This is a genomic window from Streptomyces sp. CA-146814, from assembly GCF_050942385.1.
GTDB lineage: Bacteria > Actinomycetota > Actinomycetes > Streptomycetales > Streptomycetaceae > Streptomyces.
Map to the genome: position 1 here is coordinate 3,315,287 of NZ_CP192068.1, position 16,910 is coordinate 3,332,196.

The 16,910-nt window shown below is 71.8% G+C and carries 16 protein-coding genes; 7 read left to right on the top strand and 9 right to left on the bottom strand.

Annotation, left to right across the window (positions count from 1 at the left end):
• Window positions 1-41: 41 nt before the first annotated feature.
• The gene (locus ACQP09_RS14615) at window positions 42-716 is read right to left on the bottom strand and encodes an ABC transporter permease (protein ID WP_432152132.1); all 675 of its coding nucleotides are present in this window, start codon (window positions 714-716) and stop codon (window positions 42-44) included.
• 3 nt (window positions 717-719) lie between these two features.
• A complete protein-coding gene (locus tag ACQP09_RS14620; RefSeq protein WP_433399375.1) occupies window positions 720-1,577 on the bottom strand; it encodes an ABC transporter permease in 858 nt (285 codons plus the stop codon).
• 139 nt (window positions 1,578-1,716) lie between these two features.
• Between ACQP09_RS14620 and ACQP09_RS14625 the strand changes: the two genes are divergently transcribed.
• A complete protein-coding gene (locus tag ACQP09_RS14625) occupies window positions 1,717-2,889 on the top strand; it encodes an ABC transporter ATP-binding protein (protein ID WP_433399378.1) in 1,173 nt (390 codons plus the stop codon).
• Between the two features lie 71 nt (window positions 2,890-2,960).
• On the opposite strand, the gene ACQP09_RS14630 is transcribed toward ACQP09_RS14625, so the two are convergent.
• Window positions 2,961-4,082 (bottom strand): alpha/beta hydrolase, encoded by a 1,122-nt coding sequence (locus ACQP09_RS14630; protein WP_433399381.1) that lies wholly within the window; start codon window positions 4,080-4,082, stop codon window positions 2,961-2,963.
• A 185-nt stretch (window positions 4,083-4,267) separates the two neighbouring features.
• Here ACQP09_RS14630 and ACQP09_RS14635 point away from each other — a divergent pair, with 185 nt between their 5' ends.
• The 6 genes from ACQP09_RS14635 to ACQP09_RS14660 all read left to right on the top strand — a co-directional run bounded on the left by ACQP09_RS14635 (window position 4,268) and on the right by ACQP09_RS14660 (window position 9,189).
• Window positions 4,268-6,091: a phosphatidylglycerol lysyltransferase domain-containing protein gene (locus tag ACQP09_RS14635; protein ID WP_433399384.1), complete on the top strand. Its 1,824-nt coding sequence runs from the start codon at window positions 4,268-4,270 to the stop codon at window positions 6,089-6,091.
• Window positions 6,092-6,184: 93 nt separating this feature from the next.
• Window positions 6,185-6,982, top strand: a complete 798-nt coding sequence (folP, locus tag ACQP09_RS14640) for a dihydropteroate synthase (RefSeq protein ID WP_432152143.1) — start codon at window positions 6,185-6,187, stop codon at window positions 6,980-6,982.
• Window positions 6,979-7,452 carry a nuclear transport factor 2 family protein gene (locus tag ACQP09_RS14645; protein ID WP_433399387.1) on the top strand — a complete coding sequence of 158 codons (474 nt, stop codon included), beginning with the start codon at window positions 6,979-6,981 and terminating at the stop codon, window positions 7,450-7,452. The genes folP and ACQP09_RS14645 overlap by 4 nt, the downstream gene beginning before the upstream one ends.
• Before the next feature lie 213 nt (window positions 7,453-7,665).
• On the top strand, window positions 7,666-8,025 hold the full coding sequence (gene folB / locus ACQP09_RS14650) for a dihydroneopterin aldolase (protein ID WP_432152138.1): 360 nt from the start codon (window positions 7,666-7,668) through the stop codon (window positions 8,023-8,025).
• Window positions 8,022-8,633 carry a 2-amino-4-hydroxy-6-hydroxymethyldihydropteridine diphosphokinase gene (gene folK / locus ACQP09_RS14655; RefSeq protein WP_356754409.1) on the top strand — a complete coding sequence of 204 codons (612 nt, stop codon included), beginning with the start codon at window positions 8,022-8,024 and terminating at the stop codon, window positions 8,631-8,633. The genes folB and folK overlap by 4 nt, the downstream gene beginning before the upstream one ends.
• Before the next feature lie 67 nt (window positions 8,634-8,700).
• Entirely contained in the window at window positions 8,701-9,189 is a 489-nt protein-coding gene (locus tag ACQP09_RS14660) for a DUF3180 domain-containing protein (RefSeq protein ID WP_433399391.1), read from the top strand.
• A gap of 43 nt (window positions 9,190-9,232) precedes the next feature.
• Here ACQP09_RS14660 and folE read toward each other — a convergent pair whose 3' ends face one another.
• The 6 genes from folE to dacB all read right to left on the bottom strand — a co-directional run bounded on the left by folE (window position 9,233) and on the right by dacB (window position 16,882).
• Window positions 9,233-9,838: a GTP cyclohydrolase I FolE gene (gene folE, locus ACQP09_RS14665; RefSeq protein ID WP_433406597.1), complete on the bottom strand. Its 606-nt coding sequence runs from the start codon at window positions 9,836-9,838 to the stop codon at window positions 9,233-9,235.
• A 162-nt stretch (window positions 9,839-10,000) separates the two neighbouring features.
• Complete coding sequence (gene ftsH / locus ACQP09_RS14670; RefSeq protein ID WP_433399394.1) at window positions 10,001-12,061, bottom strand: ATP-dependent zinc metalloprotease FtsH; 2,061 nt, start codon at window positions 12,059-12,061, stop codon at window positions 10,001-10,003.
• Window positions 12,062-12,247: 186 nt separating this feature from the next.
• Window positions 12,248-12,787, bottom strand: coding sequence for a hypoxanthine phosphoribosyltransferase (hpt, locus tag ACQP09_RS14675; RefSeq protein ID WP_380952218.1), 540 nt, complete (start codon window positions 12,785-12,787; stop codon window positions 12,248-12,250).
• A 98-nt stretch (window positions 12,788-12,885) separates the two neighbouring features.
• A complete protein-coding gene (gene tilS / locus ACQP09_RS14680) occupies window positions 12,886-13,986 on the bottom strand; it encodes a tRNA lysidine(34) synthetase TilS (protein ID WP_433399397.1) in 1,101 nt (366 codons plus the stop codon).
• 187 nt (window positions 13,987-14,173) lie between these two features.
• Complete coding sequence (locus ACQP09_RS14685; RefSeq protein ID WP_433399399.1) at window positions 14,174-15,310, bottom strand: zinc-dependent metalloprotease; 1,137 nt, start codon at window positions 15,308-15,310, stop codon at window positions 14,174-14,176.
• A gap of 81 nt (window positions 15,311-15,391) precedes the next feature.
• Window positions 15,392-16,882 (bottom strand): D-alanyl-D-alanine carboxypeptidase/D-alanyl-D-alanine endopeptidase, encoded by a 1,491-nt coding sequence (gene dacB / locus ACQP09_RS14690; protein ID WP_433399402.1) that lies wholly within the window; start codon window positions 16,880-16,882, stop codon window positions 15,392-15,394.
• Window positions 16,883-16,910: the final 28 nt, after the last annotated feature.

The following is a 16,910-nucleotide window of genomic DNA, read 5'->3' on the forward strand; positions in this document are numbered from 1 at the left end:
AAAGGGTGACCTAAAGGAAAGATGAGGGGCCCGCCGGTGCCTCACGCGATCCGGCGGCGGCGCAGCGGTGACAGCACCCGGTCCAGCGCCACCAGCACCCCTTCCACCAGCAGGGCCAGCGCGGCGACCAGGATCGCGCCCGCGAAGACCTGCGCGGTGTCGTAGGTGTTGAACCCGGCGGTGATGATCCGGCCGAGGCCGCCGAGGCCGACCATGGCGGCGATCGAGGCGGTGGCCACGACCTGGACGGCGGCGGAGCGCAGCCCGGTCATGATCATCGGGTAGGCGAGCGGCAGCTCGACCCGGACGAAGAGCTGCCCGCCGGACATCCCCATGCCCCGGGCGGCCTCCACCACGGACCGGTCCACCTCCCGCATCCCGACATAGGCGTTGGTCAGCAGCGGCGGCACGGCGAACAGCACCAGCGCGATGATCGTGGGCCAGTAGCCGGAGTTGCGCAGGGGCGTGACCATGAAGAGGGCCAGCACCGCGAAGACCGGGATGGCCCGGCCCACGTTGGAGATGTTGACCGCGAGCGCGCCGCCCTTGCCGATGTGGCCCAGGTAGAGCGCGAGCGGGAGGGCGATGGCGCAGGCCACCGCGAGGGCGACCCCGCTGACGTACAGATGCTCGCCGAGCCGGTGCGCGGCTCCGCCGTCGCCCGACCAGTTGGCCCCGGTGGTGAGCCAGGTCCAGGCTTCGCCGATGACTCCCACGGGTCAGCCCGCCTCCACCTTCGCCGGGGCGGACATGCCCGCCGGACCACCCGACCCGCCAGAACCAACCGCGCCGCTGGAACCACCCGAACCGCTCGGACCACCCGAACCGCTCGGACCGTCCGCACCACGGGAACCGCTCGGACCGTCCGCACCGTCCGTACCCGTACCCACACCCGTATCCCCCGTCGCCGCCCGGATACGCGTCCAGGGCGTCAGCAGCCGCTGAACCCCCAGCAGCAGCAGGTCGGCGGTGACCGCGAGCAGCACGCACAGCACCGAGGCGGCGAGCACCTGCGCCTTGAAGAAGCTCGGCAGCGCGTCCTCGATGAGGTTGCCGAGGCCGCCCTTGCCGACGAGCGAGCCGACCGTCGTCAGCGCGACCGTCGACACGGTGGCTATGCGCAGTCCCGCCATCAGCGCGGGCAGCGCCAGCGGGAGCTCCACCTCCCACAGCAGCCGCCACGGCCCGTATCCCATGCCCCGGGCGGCCTCCTTGGCCTCCTCGGGGACGGCTTCGAGGCCGGCCAGGATGTTCCGTACGAGGATGGTCAGCGAATAGAGCACCAGGCCCGTGACGACGAGCGCGGCCGAGAGCCCGAACAGGGGCAGCAGCAGCGAGAACATCGCCAGCGAGGGCACGGTGTAGAGGATCGTCGTCAGCCCGAGCACCGGTCCGGCGAAGCCGCGGCCCCGGCGGGCGAGCAGCGCCAGCGGAAAGGCGACCGCCAGCCCGATGAGCACCGAGACCACCGTGATCCCGATGTGCTGCACGGTGGCGTCGGTCAACTCCTGGCTGCGGGTGCGCAGATACTCGCCGCAGATCCAGTCGTTCGTCGCCAGGCAGTCCGCTCCGGCCATCCGGCCCCACCTCCCGTTTCCGTGTCGCGCCCGTGTCGAACTGATGCCCGGCGAGCCTATCCTCGACCACTGACAATCGCGGAGGCTGTCGCATTCCGGCAACACGCCCTTCACAGAACACCCTCCACAATGGGGAATCATGATCCGTTTCGAGCACGTCACCAAGCGGTACGCGGACGGCACCACCGCCGTCGACGACCTTTCCTTCGAGGTCGCCGAGGGTGAACTGGTCACGCTCGTCGGACCTTCCGGCTGCGGCAAGACGACCACCATGAAGATGGTGAACCGGCTGATCGAACCGACCGAGGGCACGATATTCCTCGACGGGGACGACATATCCGCCATCGACCCCGTCGAACTCCGCCGCCGCATCGGCTATGTGATCCAGCAGGTCGGCCTCTTCCCGCACAAGACGGTGCTGGAGAACACCGCGACCGTCCCCCATCTCCTGGGCTGGAAGCGCGGAAAGGGACGCGAACGCGCCGCCGAACTCCTGGACCTCGTCGGACTCGACCCTTCCGTTTACGGTGACCGCTATCCGGAACAGTTGTCCGGCGGCCAGCGCCAACGCGTCGGAGTCGCCCGCGCGCTGGCCGCCGACCCGCCCGTCCTGCTGATGGACGAGCCTTTCGGAGCGGTCGACCCGGTCGTCCGCGAACGGCTCCAGAACGAATTCCTGAAACTCCAGGCCCAGGTCCGTAAAACCGTGCTGTTCGTCACGCACGACATCGAGGAAGCCGTCCGTCTCGGCGACCGGATCGCGGTGTACGGGAACGGCCGCATCGAGCAGTTCGACTCCCCCGCCACCGTCCTCGGCGCCCCCGCCACCCCGTACGTGGCCGACTTCGTCGGCGCCGACCGCGGGCTCAAGCGCCTCTCGGTGACCCCGATCGAGGAGAGCGACCTCGACCAGCCGCCGGTCGTCCACCTGGACGACTCGCTCGCCGAGGCCACCGCACGGCTCCGCTCCGAGGGCGCGCGCTGGGCGGTCGTCCTGGACGGCCGGGACAACCTGCACGGCTGGATCCCCGTCGGCAGCGCGGCCGCCCCGGACGCGAAGGGCACCGTCCGCGAGCACGCCCGCCGCATGGAGGCCTGGCTCCCGCTCGGCGCGCCGCTCAAGCAGGCCTTCGCCACCATGCTCCAGCACGACGCGGGCTGGATCGCGGTCATCGACAAGGAGAGCGAGGGCCGCTTCCTCGGCGTACTGACCCCGGCCCGGCTGCACGAGGCGCTGCGCCGCTCGATCGACGCCGACGCGCAAGCCGTACCGCGCGCGGAGGTCGCCGTGGAGACGGTCGCCACCGCGTAGCCGGGCCGCGGGCCTCGGCGCGCACTGCGGGGTCCGTAGCCGAACCGGGGCCCCGCGGCCGGGCCGGCCCCTCACTGCGCGCTGAGGCGCCCGCTCAGCCACTCCAGCGCCGGCGGGATCTCCCGCCGCCAGGTCGTGAAGTTGTGCCCGCCGCTGTCCAGCACGATCGAGGACACCTGGGCGGGCGCCTTCACCCGGTCGATGAACTCCATCGTGCTCCTCAGGTTGTTCTCGCCCTGCCGTGAGGTCGTCACCAGGAAGGAGCCGCCGGACGGCGGCCGGTTCTTCAGCGTCCACATCAGGTCGGCCCGGTCGCGCAGCTCCTGCTTCCCGTGGAACAGGTCGCCGGTCGTCGGGTCCTCGGCGGCCTTGTAGTACGCGGAGAGCCCGGCGCTCGCCGCGTACCGGTCCGGGTGGTGCAGGCCGATCTTCAACGCGCAGTAGCCGCCGGTCGAGTTGCCGATGATGCCCCAGTTACGGGCCTGCTTGCCGACCCGGTACGACTGTCCGATCGCCTCCGGGAGGTCCTTCGCGAAGAACGTCTCCGTCTGCGGCCCCTTCGGTATGTCCACGCACTCGGTGTCGCGCGGCGGCGCCACCGACGGCCGCAGCATCACCAGGATCATCGGCTGCGCCTTGCCCGCCTTCACGCGTTCGTGCGCCGTCTGCGGATACCGCAGGCCCGTGAGAAGGCCCTCCGCCATCCCCGGGTAGCCGGTCAGCACCACCACCGCCGGGAACGTCCGCTTCGCGTACGCGCTCCGGAAGTACTCCGGCGGCAGATAGACGTACGCCGGTGTCTTGAGGCCCGAGAGCCGCCCGGAGACCACCACCTTGTCGATCCGCCCGCCCACCGACGGCACTCCGCCGCCCGGCACGTCCGGGCGCTGCGTACCGATCCGCGTCATGTTGGGGGAGCTGGGACCGCCGTCCGCGCGGTCGGTGACCACGCCCAACTCCTGCTTCTGGCCGAAGAGGTCGGCCCAGGAACCGTAGAAGAGGAACGCGTTGTTCACCGCCAGGCCGACCGAGGCGAACAGCGTCAGCTGGGTCGCCAGCAGCAGCCCCACCCGGCCCGTCACGGCGGCGGCGCTCCGCCGGGCCAGCCGTGGCCAGAGCCAGACCGTGGCGGCGAACAGTGCCACGGCGAAGGCCGCCACGACCGCCAGAACTACCTTGCTGGTGAGACCCATGAGTCTGCTTTCTCCGTCTTTCGCTACTTGTCCGCCGCGTTCCCGCCGCGTTTCCGAGGGGAAATTTCCGGAATGTGGATGAACCCTCACCACCCGGGCCCCGTCCTAGAGGGAGCACATCGTCCGGAACGGCCGACCGCCGACGGACCCACGAACCTGCACTCTCATCTGGAGCCACGGAAGCGATGTCTGTCACGGTAGATGGGGATAAATCGGTATCGGTTCCGCAGCGGATGCGGCGGCTGCTGCGCGGCCCGCGCCCCGAAGCCGTACCGGCCGTCGTCGGCACCGCCTGCACCGTCGTCGGCCTGATCGACGTCGTCGCCGGGGTCTTCCCGCGCTTCCGGCACAGCCGGATGCACAGCCTCGCCGAGGTGCTGCCCGGAGCGCTCGGCCCGTTCGCCGCCGCGCTCTCGCTGAGCGCGGGCATCCTGCTGCTCCTGCTCGCACACGGGCTGAAGCGGCACAAGCGGCGGGCCTGGCGGGCGGCGGTGCTGCTGCTCCCGGCGGGGGCCGTGGCGCAGTTCGCGTACCGCCACTCGGTCGTCGGCGTGCTGGTCTCGCTGACGCTCTGCGCGCTCCTCCTACGCCACCGGGACCAGTTCCGCGCGCTGCCCGACCCGCGCAGCCGCTGGCGGGCGCTGGCCAACTTCGTCCTGCTCGGGGCCTCTTCGCTGGCGCTCGGCCTGGTCATCGTCTCCGTCCACCCCGGCCGCGTCGTCGGCGCCCCGTCCATCGCGGACCGGCTCCAGCACGTGCTGTACGGCCTGTTCGGCGTGGAGGGGCCGGTCGACTACGCCGGGCGGACCAGCTGGACCGTGGCGTACTCGCTCGGCGCGCTCGGCCTGCTGACCGCCGTCACCACGATCTACCTCGCCTTCCGGCCCGAGCACCCGGCCGCCCGCCTCACCGAGGACGACGAGAGCCGGCTGCGGGCGCTGCTGGCGACGCACGGCGGCCGCGACTCGCTCGGCCACTTCGCGCTCCGCCGCGACAAGGCCGTCGTCTTCTCCCCCAGCGGCAAGGCCGCCGTCTGCTACCGGGTCGTCTCCGGGGTGATGCTGGCCGGCGGCGACCCGATCGGCGATGTGGAGGCCTGGCCGGGCGCCATCGAGCGGTTCATGGACGAGGCGAAGGCGCACTCCTGGACGCCGGCCGTGATGGGGTGCAGCGAGCGCGGCGGCGAGGTCTGGACCCGTGAGACCGGGCTCACCGCCCTGGAGCTGGGCGACGAGGCGGTGGTGGACGTCGCGGATTTCTCCCTCGCCGGGCGGGCCATGCGGAACGTACGCCAGATGGTGGGGCGCATCGAACGCAACGGCTACGAGACCCGGGTCCGGCGAGCACGTGACATCGGCCCCACCGAGCTGGAGCGCATCCGCCGCGCCGCCGCCGACTGGCGCGGCACCGACACCGAGCGCGGCTTCTCCATGGCGCTCGGCCGGATCGGCGACCCCGCCGACGGCGACTGCGTGATCGCCACCGCCCACCTGCCCGGCACCGATGACGGACCGCACGGCGACCTGAAGGCCGTCCTCCACTTCGTACCGTGGGGCCGCGACGGGATGTCCCTGGAGCTGATGCGCCGCGACCGCTCGGCCGACCCCGGCATGAACGAGCTGCTGATCGTCGCCTCGCTCCAGGCCGCCGGGAAGCTCGGCGTCAAGCAGGTCTCGCTGAACTTCGCGATGTTCCGCGCGGCGCTGGCCCGTGGCGAGCGGCTCGGCGCCGGACCGGTGCTGCGCGGCTGGCGCGGGCTGCTGATCTTCCTCTCGCGCTGGTTCCAGATCGAGTCGCTGTACAAGTTCAACGCCAAGTTCAAGCCGCGCTGGGAGCCGCGCTTCGTGGTCTTCCGCACCAGCCGCGACCTGCCGCGCATCGGGATCGCGGCGATGCGGGCGGAGGGGTTCGTGAACGTCTCGCTGCCCCGCCCGTTCCGCTCCCGCGACCGACAGCCGTGCGGTCACGCGCCGCGCACGGCCCCGGAGCGCGAGGTGAGCGCGGCTTAGAGGACGGCGTGGCGGGCCTAGGCTGGAAGCATGAGTACGTCACGCGTGCGCGGCACGGTCCGAGGACTGCCGGAGTGGGACCGCTGTGCGGTCATGGGGGTCGTCAATGTGACGCCCGACTCCTTCTCCGACGGCGGCCGCTGGTTCGACACCACGGCCGCCGTCAAGCACGGCCTCGACCTGGTGTCCGAAGGCGCCGACCTGGTCGACGTCGGCGGTGAGTCGACCCGGCCGGGTGCCAGCCGGGTGGACGAGTCGGAGGAGCTGCGGCGGGTCGTCCCGGTCGTCAAGGGGCTGGCCTCCGAGGGCGTCACCGTCTCCGTGGACACCATGCGCGCCCGCGTCGCCGAGAAGGCCGTCGCCGCCGGGGCCGTCCTGGTCAACGACGTGAGCGGCGGCCTCGCGGACCCGGACATGATCCCGGCCGTCGCCGCCGCCGAGGTGCCGTTCGTGGTGATGCACTGGCGCGGCTTCAGCGAGTCGATGAACAGCAGGGCGGTGTACGAGGACGTGGTCGCCGAGGTCCTCGGCGAGCTGCGGCAGCGGATGGACGCGGTGATCGCGGGCGGAGTGGCCCCGGAACGCGTGGTGATCGACCCCGGCCTCGGCTTCGCGAAGCTGGCCCCGCACGACCTGGCCCTCGTCGCGCACCTGGACGAGCTGCACGCGCTGGGCCGCCCGCTGCTGGTGGCCGCCTCCCGCAAACGCTTCCTCGGTCACGTCCTGGCCGGCCCCGGCGCCACCCTGCCGCCCGCCCGCGAACGCGACGCGGCGACGGCGGCGGTCTCCGCCCTCGCGGCCCGGGCCGGGGCCTGGGCGGTCCGGGTCCACGAGGTGGGGGCCACCGCCGACGCCGTACGGGTCGCCCGCGCCGTCGAGGGAGCCGCGTGAACGAGGAGCACGCGTCGGCCGCCGCCGACATCGCGGAGGTCGAGGCCGCCAACACCGCCTTCTACGAAGCCCTGGAGCGCGGCGACCACGAGGCGCTCTCCGACGGGTGGCTGCCGGGCGAGGACCTCACCGTCTCCTGCGTCCACCCGGGGTGGCCGGTGCTCACGGGCCGCGGCGACGTGCTCCGCAGCTACGCGCTGATCATGGCGAACACCGAGTACATCCAGTTCTTCCTCACCGACGTCAACGTGGCGATGACCGGCGACACCGCGCTGGTGACCTGCACGGAGAACATCCTCAGCGGCGGCCCGGCCGAGGAGGGCAGCGACCTGGGGCCGCTGGTGGGCCAGCTGGTCGTCGCCACGAACGTGTTCCGGCGCACGCCCGAGGGGTGGAAGCTCTGGTCCCACCACGGCTCGCCGGTCCTGGCGGAGACCGACGAGGACGACGACGAGGAACTGTCGTCCTGACGACGCGCGGCCACCCTCCCGAGTGGGTAGGAGCCGGGCAGGGGTTGGAGTCCACGACCGCGGGGTATGGGCGGCTACCAGCCCCGTGAGGCGCTGTCCATGGCCCCCACGGGCGAGCACCGTCGGTGCTCGCAGGTAGATTCGAAAGAAGGCACCTCGCCGCCCGCACGCGGCCGGGTGCCTCTTGGACCAACGACAGCAGGAGTGATTCGCGTGGATCGTGTCGCGCTGCGCGGCCTCAAGGCCCGTGGGCACCACGGCGTCTTCCCCAAGGAGCGGGAAGAGGGCCAGACCTTCATCGTCGACCTGGTGCTCGGCCTCGACACCCGCCCCGCGGCAGCCACCGACGACCTGGCCCGCACCGTGCACTACGGCGTGGTGGCCGAGGAGGTCGTCGCGGTGGTGACGGGCGAGCCGGTCGACCTGATCGAGACGCTCGCCGAGCGCATCGCCCAGCAGTGCCTGAAGCACGAAGGTGTCCAGGAGGTCGAGGTCGTGGTGCACAAGCCGGACGCGCCGATCACCGTCCCCTTCGACGACGTGACCATCACCATCACCCGGAGCCGAGCATGACCGCTTTTTCCACCGAGGGGCAGAGCGACCCGACCGTCCAGCCGGTGCCCACCGCCGTCGTCAAGCAGGTGGACGCCGCCGACATCACCCTCTCCAACCCGAAGATGGCCGTGATCGCCCTCGGCTCCAACCTGGGCAACCGGCTGGAGACCCTCCAGGGCGCCGTCGACGCGCTGGAGGACACGCCGGGCCTGCGGGTCAAGGCCGTCTCCCCGGTCTACGAGACGGAGCCCTGGGGCGTCGCGGCCGACTCCCAGCCCTCCTACTTCAACGCGGTCATCCTCGTGAAGACCACGCTGCCGCCCGCCTCCCTGCTGGAGCGCGGCCAGGCCGTCGAGGAGGCCTTCGACCGGGTCCGCGAGGAGCGGTGGGGCCCGCGCACGATCGACGTCGACATCGTGTCGTACGCCGACGTCCTCTCCGACGACCCGGTGCTCACCCTCCCCCACCCCCGCGCCCACGAGCGGGCCTTCGTCCTCGCCCCCTGGCACGACATGGACCCCGAGGCCCAGCTGCCCGGCGCGGGCCCGGTCGCCGACCTCCTCGCCGGCGTCGGCCGCGAGGGCGTCCTGCCCCGCGCCGACCTGGAACTGCGCCTGCCCGAGTAATCGTTAGGCTCGACGGGCACGAGCTGAAGCAACAGCTGGGGACAGGCGACGAAGGGCGGCTCACGCGGTGAAGCAACTACGGCTCGGGGTGCTGGTGGGCCTCTTCGCCGCCGCCGGCGTCCTCTCCTGGGGCGGCGCCCGCCTCTGGGACTCCGTCGGCACCCTCCCGAGCGTCCCGCTGGCCGCCGCCATCGTGCTCGCCGTGATCGCGGTGATCCTCCTGGCCACCGCCCTCTCCCTCCGCACCCGCCTCCGCGCCCAGCGGGAACGCCGCCCCGGCGCCAAGGGCGTCGAGCCCCTGATGGCGGCGCGGGCGGTCGTCTTCGGCCAGGCGAGCGCCCTGGTCACCGCCCTGGTCGCCGGGATGTACGGCGGCACGGGCGTCTTCCTGCTCGGCTTCCTCGACGTCCCGCCCCGCCGCGACCAGGCCATCTACGCCGGCGCGGCGGTGGTGGCGGGCATCGGCGTCATCGCGGCCGCCTTCTTCCTGGAACGCGTCTGCCGCCTCCCCGAGAACGGCGACAACAACGACGGCACGGGGGCGGCGGCCGCTTAGGGGTTGCCGGCCCCGTGCCGTCGGGGTCCGTCGTCGGGCGGTGTCAGCTCGCCATGATGAGGCTCATCGCCTCGGCGCGCGTCGCGGGGTCGCGGAGCTGGCCGCGGACCGCGGAGGTGAGGGTCTTCGCGCCGGGCTTCCGGATCCCGCGCATGGACATGCACATGTGCTCGCACTCGACGACGACGATGACTCCGCGCGGCTCCAGGATCGACATGAGGGACTCGGCGATCTGGGTGGTCAGCCGCTCCTGGACCTGCGGGCGGCGGGCGTAGACGTCGACCAGCCGGGCCAGCTTGGAGAGACCGGTGATCTTGCCGGTGGCCGCCGGGATGTAGCCGACGTGCGCGACGCCCCTGAACGGGACCAGATGGTGCTCACATGTCGAGAACACCTCAATGTCCTTGACCAGCACCATCTCGTCGTGACCCAGGTCGAACGTGGTCGTCAGGACGTCCTCGGGCTGCTGGTACAGGCCCGCGAATATCTCCTTGTACGCCCGCGCCACCCGCCCCGGCGTCTCCCTGAGGCCCTCGCGGTCCGGGTCCTCTCCGACCGCGATGAGCAGTTCGCGTACGGCCGCCTCGGCCCGCTTCTCGTCGAAATCGCCGATCGAACCCTGGCCGTCCAGCGTCACCGGGTCGGTCATCTGTGCCTCGTTCCTCATGGCTGCCCCGTGCGCGGTTCGCACGTGGACATCGCCGGCATACGGAAAGCCGCGCCCCCACAGGCTAAAACCTGGGGGGCGCGGCTTCCATTCCGGACCTGGTGAGCGCCCCGTGACGGAGGTCTCACCGGATGCGGTGCGGGTCTAGCTCTCGGGACGGTCCCCGGGGATCGCCTCCGTGGAGGGGGCGATGTCCTTGGTGAGGTCCGTCGTCGGGGCGATCTCCGGCGGGGTGGCCGAGCCGTTGGCGGTGGAGGCGCCGTTGGTGAGGGCCAGCTCCTTGGGAGAGAGCACCGGAGGCCGCGTCGACGGGGTGCGCCGGGCGGAGCCGGTCCACGCCGGGCGGGCGGGACGCTTGACGATCGGGGCGAAGATCTCCGCGATCTCGTCCTTGCCGAGCGTCTCCTTCTCCAGGAGTTCGAGCACGAGGGCGTCGAGGATGTCGCGGTTCTCGACGAGGATCTCCCACGCGTCGTTGTGGGCGGTCTCGATGAGCTTCTTGACCTCTTCGTCGACCAGTGCCGCGACCTCTTCCGAGTAGTCGCGCTGGTGGCCCATCTCGCGGCCTAGGAAGGGCTCCGAGTTGTCGCCGCCGAACTTGATCGCGCCGAGCCGCTCCGTCATGCCGTACTGCGTGACCATCGCGCGGGCCGTCGCCGTGGCCTTCTCGATGTCGTTGGCGGCGCCGGTGGTCGGGTCGTGGAAGACCAGCTCCTCGGCCGCGCGCCCGCCCAGCATGTATGCCAGCTGGTCGAGCATCTCGTTGCGCGTCGTGGAGTACTTGTCCTCCTCCGGCAGCACCATCGTGTAACCGAGGGCGCGGCCGCGGGAGAGGATCGTGATCTTGTGGACCGGGTCCGACTGAGGAGAGGCCGCCGCGACCAGGGCGTGTCCGCCCTCGTGGTACGCGGTGATCTTCTTCTCCTTCTCGGACATGATCCGGGTCCGCTTCTGCGGACCCGCCACGACGCGGTCGATGGCCTCGTCGAGACTCTCGTTGTCGATCAGCTTCTTGTCACTGCGCGCCGTCAGGAGCGCGGCCTCGTTCAGCACGTTCGACAGGTCGGCACCGGTGAAGCCGGGCGTGCGGCGGGCGACGGCGCCGAGATCGACGTCCTTCGCGACGGGCTTGCCCTTCTGGTGGACCTTGAGGATCTCCAGCCGTCCCAGCATGTCGGGGCGGTCGACCGCGATCTGCCGGTCGAAGCGTCCCGGGCGCAGGAGCGCCGGGTCGAGGATGTCCGGGCGGTTCGTGGCGGCGATCAGGATGACCCCGCCCTTCACGTCGAACCCGTCCATCTCGACGAGCAGCTGGTTGAGCGTCTGCTCGCGCTCGTCGTGCCCGCCGCCCATACCGGCACCGCGGTGCCGGCCGACGGCGTCGATCTCGTCGACGAAGACGATCGCCGGGGCGTTCGCCTTGGCCTGCTCGAAGAGGTCACGCACCCGGGAGGCACCGACACCGACGAACATCTCGACGAAGTCGGACCCGGAGATCGAGTAGAACGGCACGCCCGCTTCGCCGGCGACGGCGCGTGCGAGCAGCGTCTTGCCCGTACCGGGCGGCCCGTAGAGCAGGACGCCCTTGGGGATCTTGGCGCCGACGGCCTGGAACTTCGCCGGCTCCTGGAGGAACTCCTTGATCTCGTGGAGCTCCTCGACCGCCTCGTCGGACCCCGCCACGTCGGCGAAGGTCGTCTTCGGGGTGTCCTTGGTGATCAGCTTGGCCTTGGACTTGCCGAACTGCATGACCTTGGAGCCGCCGCCCTGCATCTGGTTCATCAGAAACAGGAAGACGACGACGATCAGGACGAAGGGCAGCAGCGAGAGGAGGATCGAGACGAACGGGGACTGCTTCGACGGCGAGACGGTGTAACCCTTCTCGATGTCACCCGCCTCGAACTTCTCCTGGAGCGTGTCGGCGAGCTGGACGCCCTGGTTGCCGATGTAGCTCGCCTGGAACTTGGTGCCGGACTCGCCGGCAAGCTTCTGGCCGTCCTTAAGTTCGATCTTGAGAATTTGCTCGTCACCGGTGGTCAGCTTGGCCTGCTCCACCTGGTCCTTGCTGATCGCCTGGATCACCTTGGCGGTGTCCACCGTCTTGTAGCCGCCCGACGAGCCGACGACCTGCATCAACACGACCACGGCGAGGACGGCCAGCACGATCCACATGACCGGCCCACGGAAGTATCGCTTCACGTCCATCCATACGGAGCGAAGACGCCCCGTCCCTCCTGCCCGTAGGTAAATGCTGCTGTGTGTGAAAGCTCTGCTGGAAAAGAGTGCTCTTCGGACGGTACCCCAGCAAGGAGGCCCGCGACCGCTGCGTACGGCGGATAAACCCGCTTTCGAAGCTTCAACGGCCCGAAGGCCGCGAGGGTTCCCCGCCGGTCAGCCGCCGTAGACGTGCGGGGCGAGCGTGCCGACGAACGGGAGGTTGCGGTACTTCTCCGCGTAGTCCAGGCCGTAGCCGACGACGAACTCGTTGGGGATGTCGAAGCCGATCCACTTCACGTCGATCGCGACCTTCGCGGCGTCCGGCTTGCGCAGCAGGGTGCAGACCTCCAGCGAGGCCGGCTCCCGGGAGCCCAGGTTGGACAGCAGCCAGGACAGCGTCAGACCGGAGTCGATGATGTCCTCGACGATCAGGACGTGCTTGCCCTTGATGTCGGTGTCCAGGTCCTTGAGGATCCGTACGACACCGGAGGACTGGGTGCCCGCCCCGTACGAGGAGACGGCCATCCAGTCCATCGTGACGGGGGTGGACAGCGCGCGCGCCAGGTCCGCCATGACCATCACCGCGCCCTTGAGGACACCGACGAGGAGCAGGTCCTTGCCCGCGTACTCCGCGTCGATCTTCGCGGCCAGCTCGACGAGCTTCGCGTCGATCTCTTCCTTGGTGAGGAGCACCGACTGGAGGTCGCTGCCCATGTCCTTCTCGTTCACCCGCGTCTCTTTCTCGCCTGCCGGGCCCGGGGGTGTGCCCCGGGCCCGGCCCGGCTGTTCGCCTGCGGCTGGCCGCTCGCGCGTCAGCTCTGCCGAATGACCAGTCTGCCACCCTGCCGTCGGGCCTCGACGCGGCCGGGCAGGTTGATGGCCCCCTGGCCGCGCCAGCCGGTGATCAGGCGGTCGACTTCTTCGAGGTGGCGGGCGAAGAGGGAGCCGGCCGGCGCCCCGGCCTCGATGACGGCCCGGCGCAGCACGCGGCGGCGGACGGCGGGCGGCAGGGCGTAGAGCTTGGCGCACTCCAGCCGGCCGGTCTCGTCGCGGACGGCGAGCTCGGCCTCGGCGGCCCAGGTGTCCAGCGCGTCGGCGTCGTCGCGGGAGAGCTGGGCGGTGCGGGCGAGGGCTTCGACGACGCCTTTGCCGAGGGCCTTCTCCAGGGCGGGCAGGCCCTCGTGGCGGAGGCGGGAGCGGGTGTAGGCGGGGTCGATGTTGTGCGGGTCGTCCCAGACGGGGATCGACTGGACCAGGCAGGCCTTGCGGGCGGTCTGGCGGTCTAGCTGGAGGAAGGGGCGGCGGTAGCGGCCGGCCGGTCCGGAGGCGGCGGCCATGCCGGAGAGCGAGCGGATGCCGGAGCCGCGGGCGAGGCCGAGGAGGACGGTCTCGGCCTGGTCGTCGCGGGTGTGGCCGAGCAGCACGGCGGCGGCGCCGTGGCGTTCGGCGGCGGCGTCCAGCGCGGCGTAGCGGGCGTCGCGGGCAGCGGCTTCGGGGCCGCCCTCGCGTCCGACGTGCACGGCGACGGCCTCGACGGGGTCGAGGTCCATGGCGGCGAGCCGGGTGACGACCTCGGCGGCGCGGAGGCCGGATCCCGGCTGGAGGTTGTGGTCGACGGTGATGCCGCCGGCCCGGACGTCGAGCTTGCGGGCCTCGAAGGCGAGGGCCGAGGCGAGCGCCATGGAGTCGGCGCCGCCGGAGCAGGCGACGAGGACGAGCGGGGCGGCGGGCCGTTCGGCGAGAGCGGGGCTGCTCGCCGTGCCGGCCTCGGCGTAGCGGGAGGCGGGCGCGGTGCGCCGGGCCTCTTCGGCGGGGCGGCCGGAGCCGTCGTGCCGGTGGAATTCGGTGAGGACGTCGTGGAGTACGCGGCGGACCGCCAGGCGTATCGCCGCGACCGCAGGATGGGGACCCATGTCCGGTGCCCTTCGTGAAGGTTCGGGAGGAGCGTCGAGCGCCGGAACGCGTGAGTCCCGTCACTCAGAGTGCGTCGATGGTGACAGAGGCAAGCTGTTCATCGAGCATTGCACGCCTTCCCATGCCCTCATGGTCCCCCGGATGGGTGATTGGAGGGCGGATTCCCGGCGGTGGGCCGGAAAAGGGTCACGATTCGGCCTTGCGGTGCACCCGCGCGACCCACTCGGCGGGTTTGGCGATCTCCGCCTTGGTGGGGAGGGTGTTGGGCGAGGTCCAGACGCGGTTGAAGCCGTCCATGCCGACCTCGTCGACGACCGATCGTACGAACTTCTCGCCGTCCTTGTACTGGCGGAGCTTGGCGTCCAGGCCGAGCAGTTTGCGCAGCGCCTGGTCGAGCCGGCCGGCGCCCTGGGCGCGGCGCTTCTGGAACTTCTCGCGGATCTCGGCGACGGAGCCGACGACCTCGGGGCCGACGCCGTCCATCACGTAGTCCGCGTGGCCTTCGAGGAGCGACATGACGGCGGTGAGGCGGCCGAGGACCTCGCGCTGGGCCGGGGTCTGGACGACGTCGACGAGGCTGCGGCCGCTGTCGTCGCCGCGTTCGCCTTCGGGCCGGCCGGCGCCGGAGAGGGACTGGGCGGCCTCGCGGAGCCGTTCCAGGAAGGTCATCGGGTCGACGTCGGTCTCGTCCAGGAATGACTGGATCTCGCCCTGGAGGTGGTCGCGGAGCCAGGGGACGCCGGTGAACTGGGTGCGGTGGGTCTCCTCGTGGAGCGCGACCCAGAGCCGGAAGTCGTGCGGGTCGACGTCGAGTTCCCGCTCGACGTGGACGATGTTCGGCGCGACGAGGAGCAGCCGCCCGCCGCCGTCGGCGGAGCCGGGCAGCTCGCGGGTGGCGGGGGCGAAGGTCTCGTACTGGCCGAGGATCCGGGAGGCGAGGAACGAGAGCAGCATGCCCAGCTCGACGCCGGTGACCTTGCCGCCGACCGCGCCGATCACGGCGCCGCCGGGTCCGCCGGAGCGGCGGGCCTCCATCTTGGCGAGCAGCGGGCGGAGCAGTTCGCGGAAGCCGGCGACGTTGGCCTTGATCCAGCCGGCCCGGTCGACGACCAGGACCGGGGTGTCCTCCGGCTCGGTCCCTTCCGGGATCATCCGGGTGAAGCGGCGGACGTGTTCCTCGGAGGCCTTGGCGTGGCGCCGGAGCTCGGCGACGACGGCACGGGCCTCCTCGCGGCTGATCTCGGGCCCGGGCCGCACCAGTCGGGTCGCGGTCGCGACCGCGAGATTCCAGTCGACCATCTCTGCACCACCGATGCTCGTCATGCGTCAACCGTACGTGAGCGGCTCGCCCGGTGGTGGGGTCTTGCACCGCTCTTCGGGTGGGGCCCTTAAAAGGAGCGGGGCTCAGCCGGCCGGTCCGGTGAGGGCGGCGGCCAGGGCGTCGAGGGCGGCTTCGGCGTCGGCGGGCGCGGTGGAGCCGGCGGCGAGGAAGGCGAAGGCGAGCAGCCGGCCCTGGGGGTCGACGACGGTGCCGGAGAGGGCGTTGACGCCGCTGAGGGTGCCGGTCTTGGCGCGGATCAGGCCGGTGCCGGCGGTGGTCTCGGTGCCGTCCTGGTAGCGGGTGCTGAGGGTGCCGGTGAAGCCGGCGACCGGGAGGCCGGTGAGGACGGACCGCAGCCCGGGGCGCTCGGGGTCGGCGGCGCGGGCGAGCAGCGTGGTGAGGAGGGCCGGGGTGACCCGGCCCTCGCGGTCGAGTCCGCTGCCGTCCGCGAGGCGGGCTCCGGCGGTGGGCACCTGGAGCTTCTTGAGCTCGGTGGTGACGGCGCGGCGGGCGCCCGCGAAGTCGGCGCTCTCGCCCTTGGCGATGGCGGTCTGCCGGGCGAGGGCCTCGGCGATGTCGTTGTCGCTGTTGGTCAGGGTGCGCTCGACCAGGGCGGCGAGCGGGGCGGAGTGGTGGGTGGCGACGGTACGGGCCTTGCCGGGCGCGCGGGCCTCGCGGGGCGCGCCGGTGACCTTGGTGCCCGCCTTCTCCAGCTGGGCGGCGAAGGCGCGGGCGGCGTCGCCCGCCGGGTCCTCGCTGCGGGTGGCGGGGCCGCGGTCGGTGTCGTCGAGCCGGCCCTCGTCGACCATCAGGGCGGTGACGGGCGCGAGGTTGGGGTTCTTGCCGATGGGGTGGCGCTCCGGGCCGGTGTAGCGGGAGGTGTCGTACGTGAGCCGTACGCCGGTGGCGTCGGCCTCCTCGACCGCGCGCGCCGCGGAGGCGGCCAGGGACTTCAGGGCGGCCGGGGTCAGGGTGGGGTCGCCGCCGCCGACGAGGGTGAGGGTGCGGGCGTCCTCGGAGAGCCGGACCGTGGTGGCGATGCGGTGGTCGGGGCCGAGGGCGGAGAGCGCGGCGGCGGCGGTGGCGATCTTGACGGTGGAGGCCGGGGTCATCGGGGTGGCCGCGTCCTGCCCGTACAACTGCTTGCCGGTGGCGGTGTCGACGACGGAGGCGGCGATCTCGGTGCCGAGTTCGGGTGCGCCGATGAGCGGGGCGAGGGCGGTGCGCAGACTCGCCGGGTCCTGCGGGGCGGAACGGGTGACGGGGTCGAGCGCGCCGAGGACGGCGGGGGCGCTGGGGGCCGGTTCGGGGGCGCCGGGGAGCCTGCGGCCGTGATGTACGCCACCTGTGGGGTGCTCGGCGGCTGCGAGCTGCCGCTCGGCCTTACGCTGACCGTTGTCCCAGGGACCGGCGGCGAGGACGGCGCCGGTGGCCACGACCAGGCCGAGCACGGCGGAGCCTGCGACGACCTGCCAGGTGTCGGACCCGTTGCGCTTGCTCTTGCTCTTCAGGTTCCTGATCCGGCCCCAGGGGTCCGACGGGCGGTTCGACGGTTCTTCCACCGGCTCGGCCACCGTTGACCAGCCCCTTTCGCGAGCACTC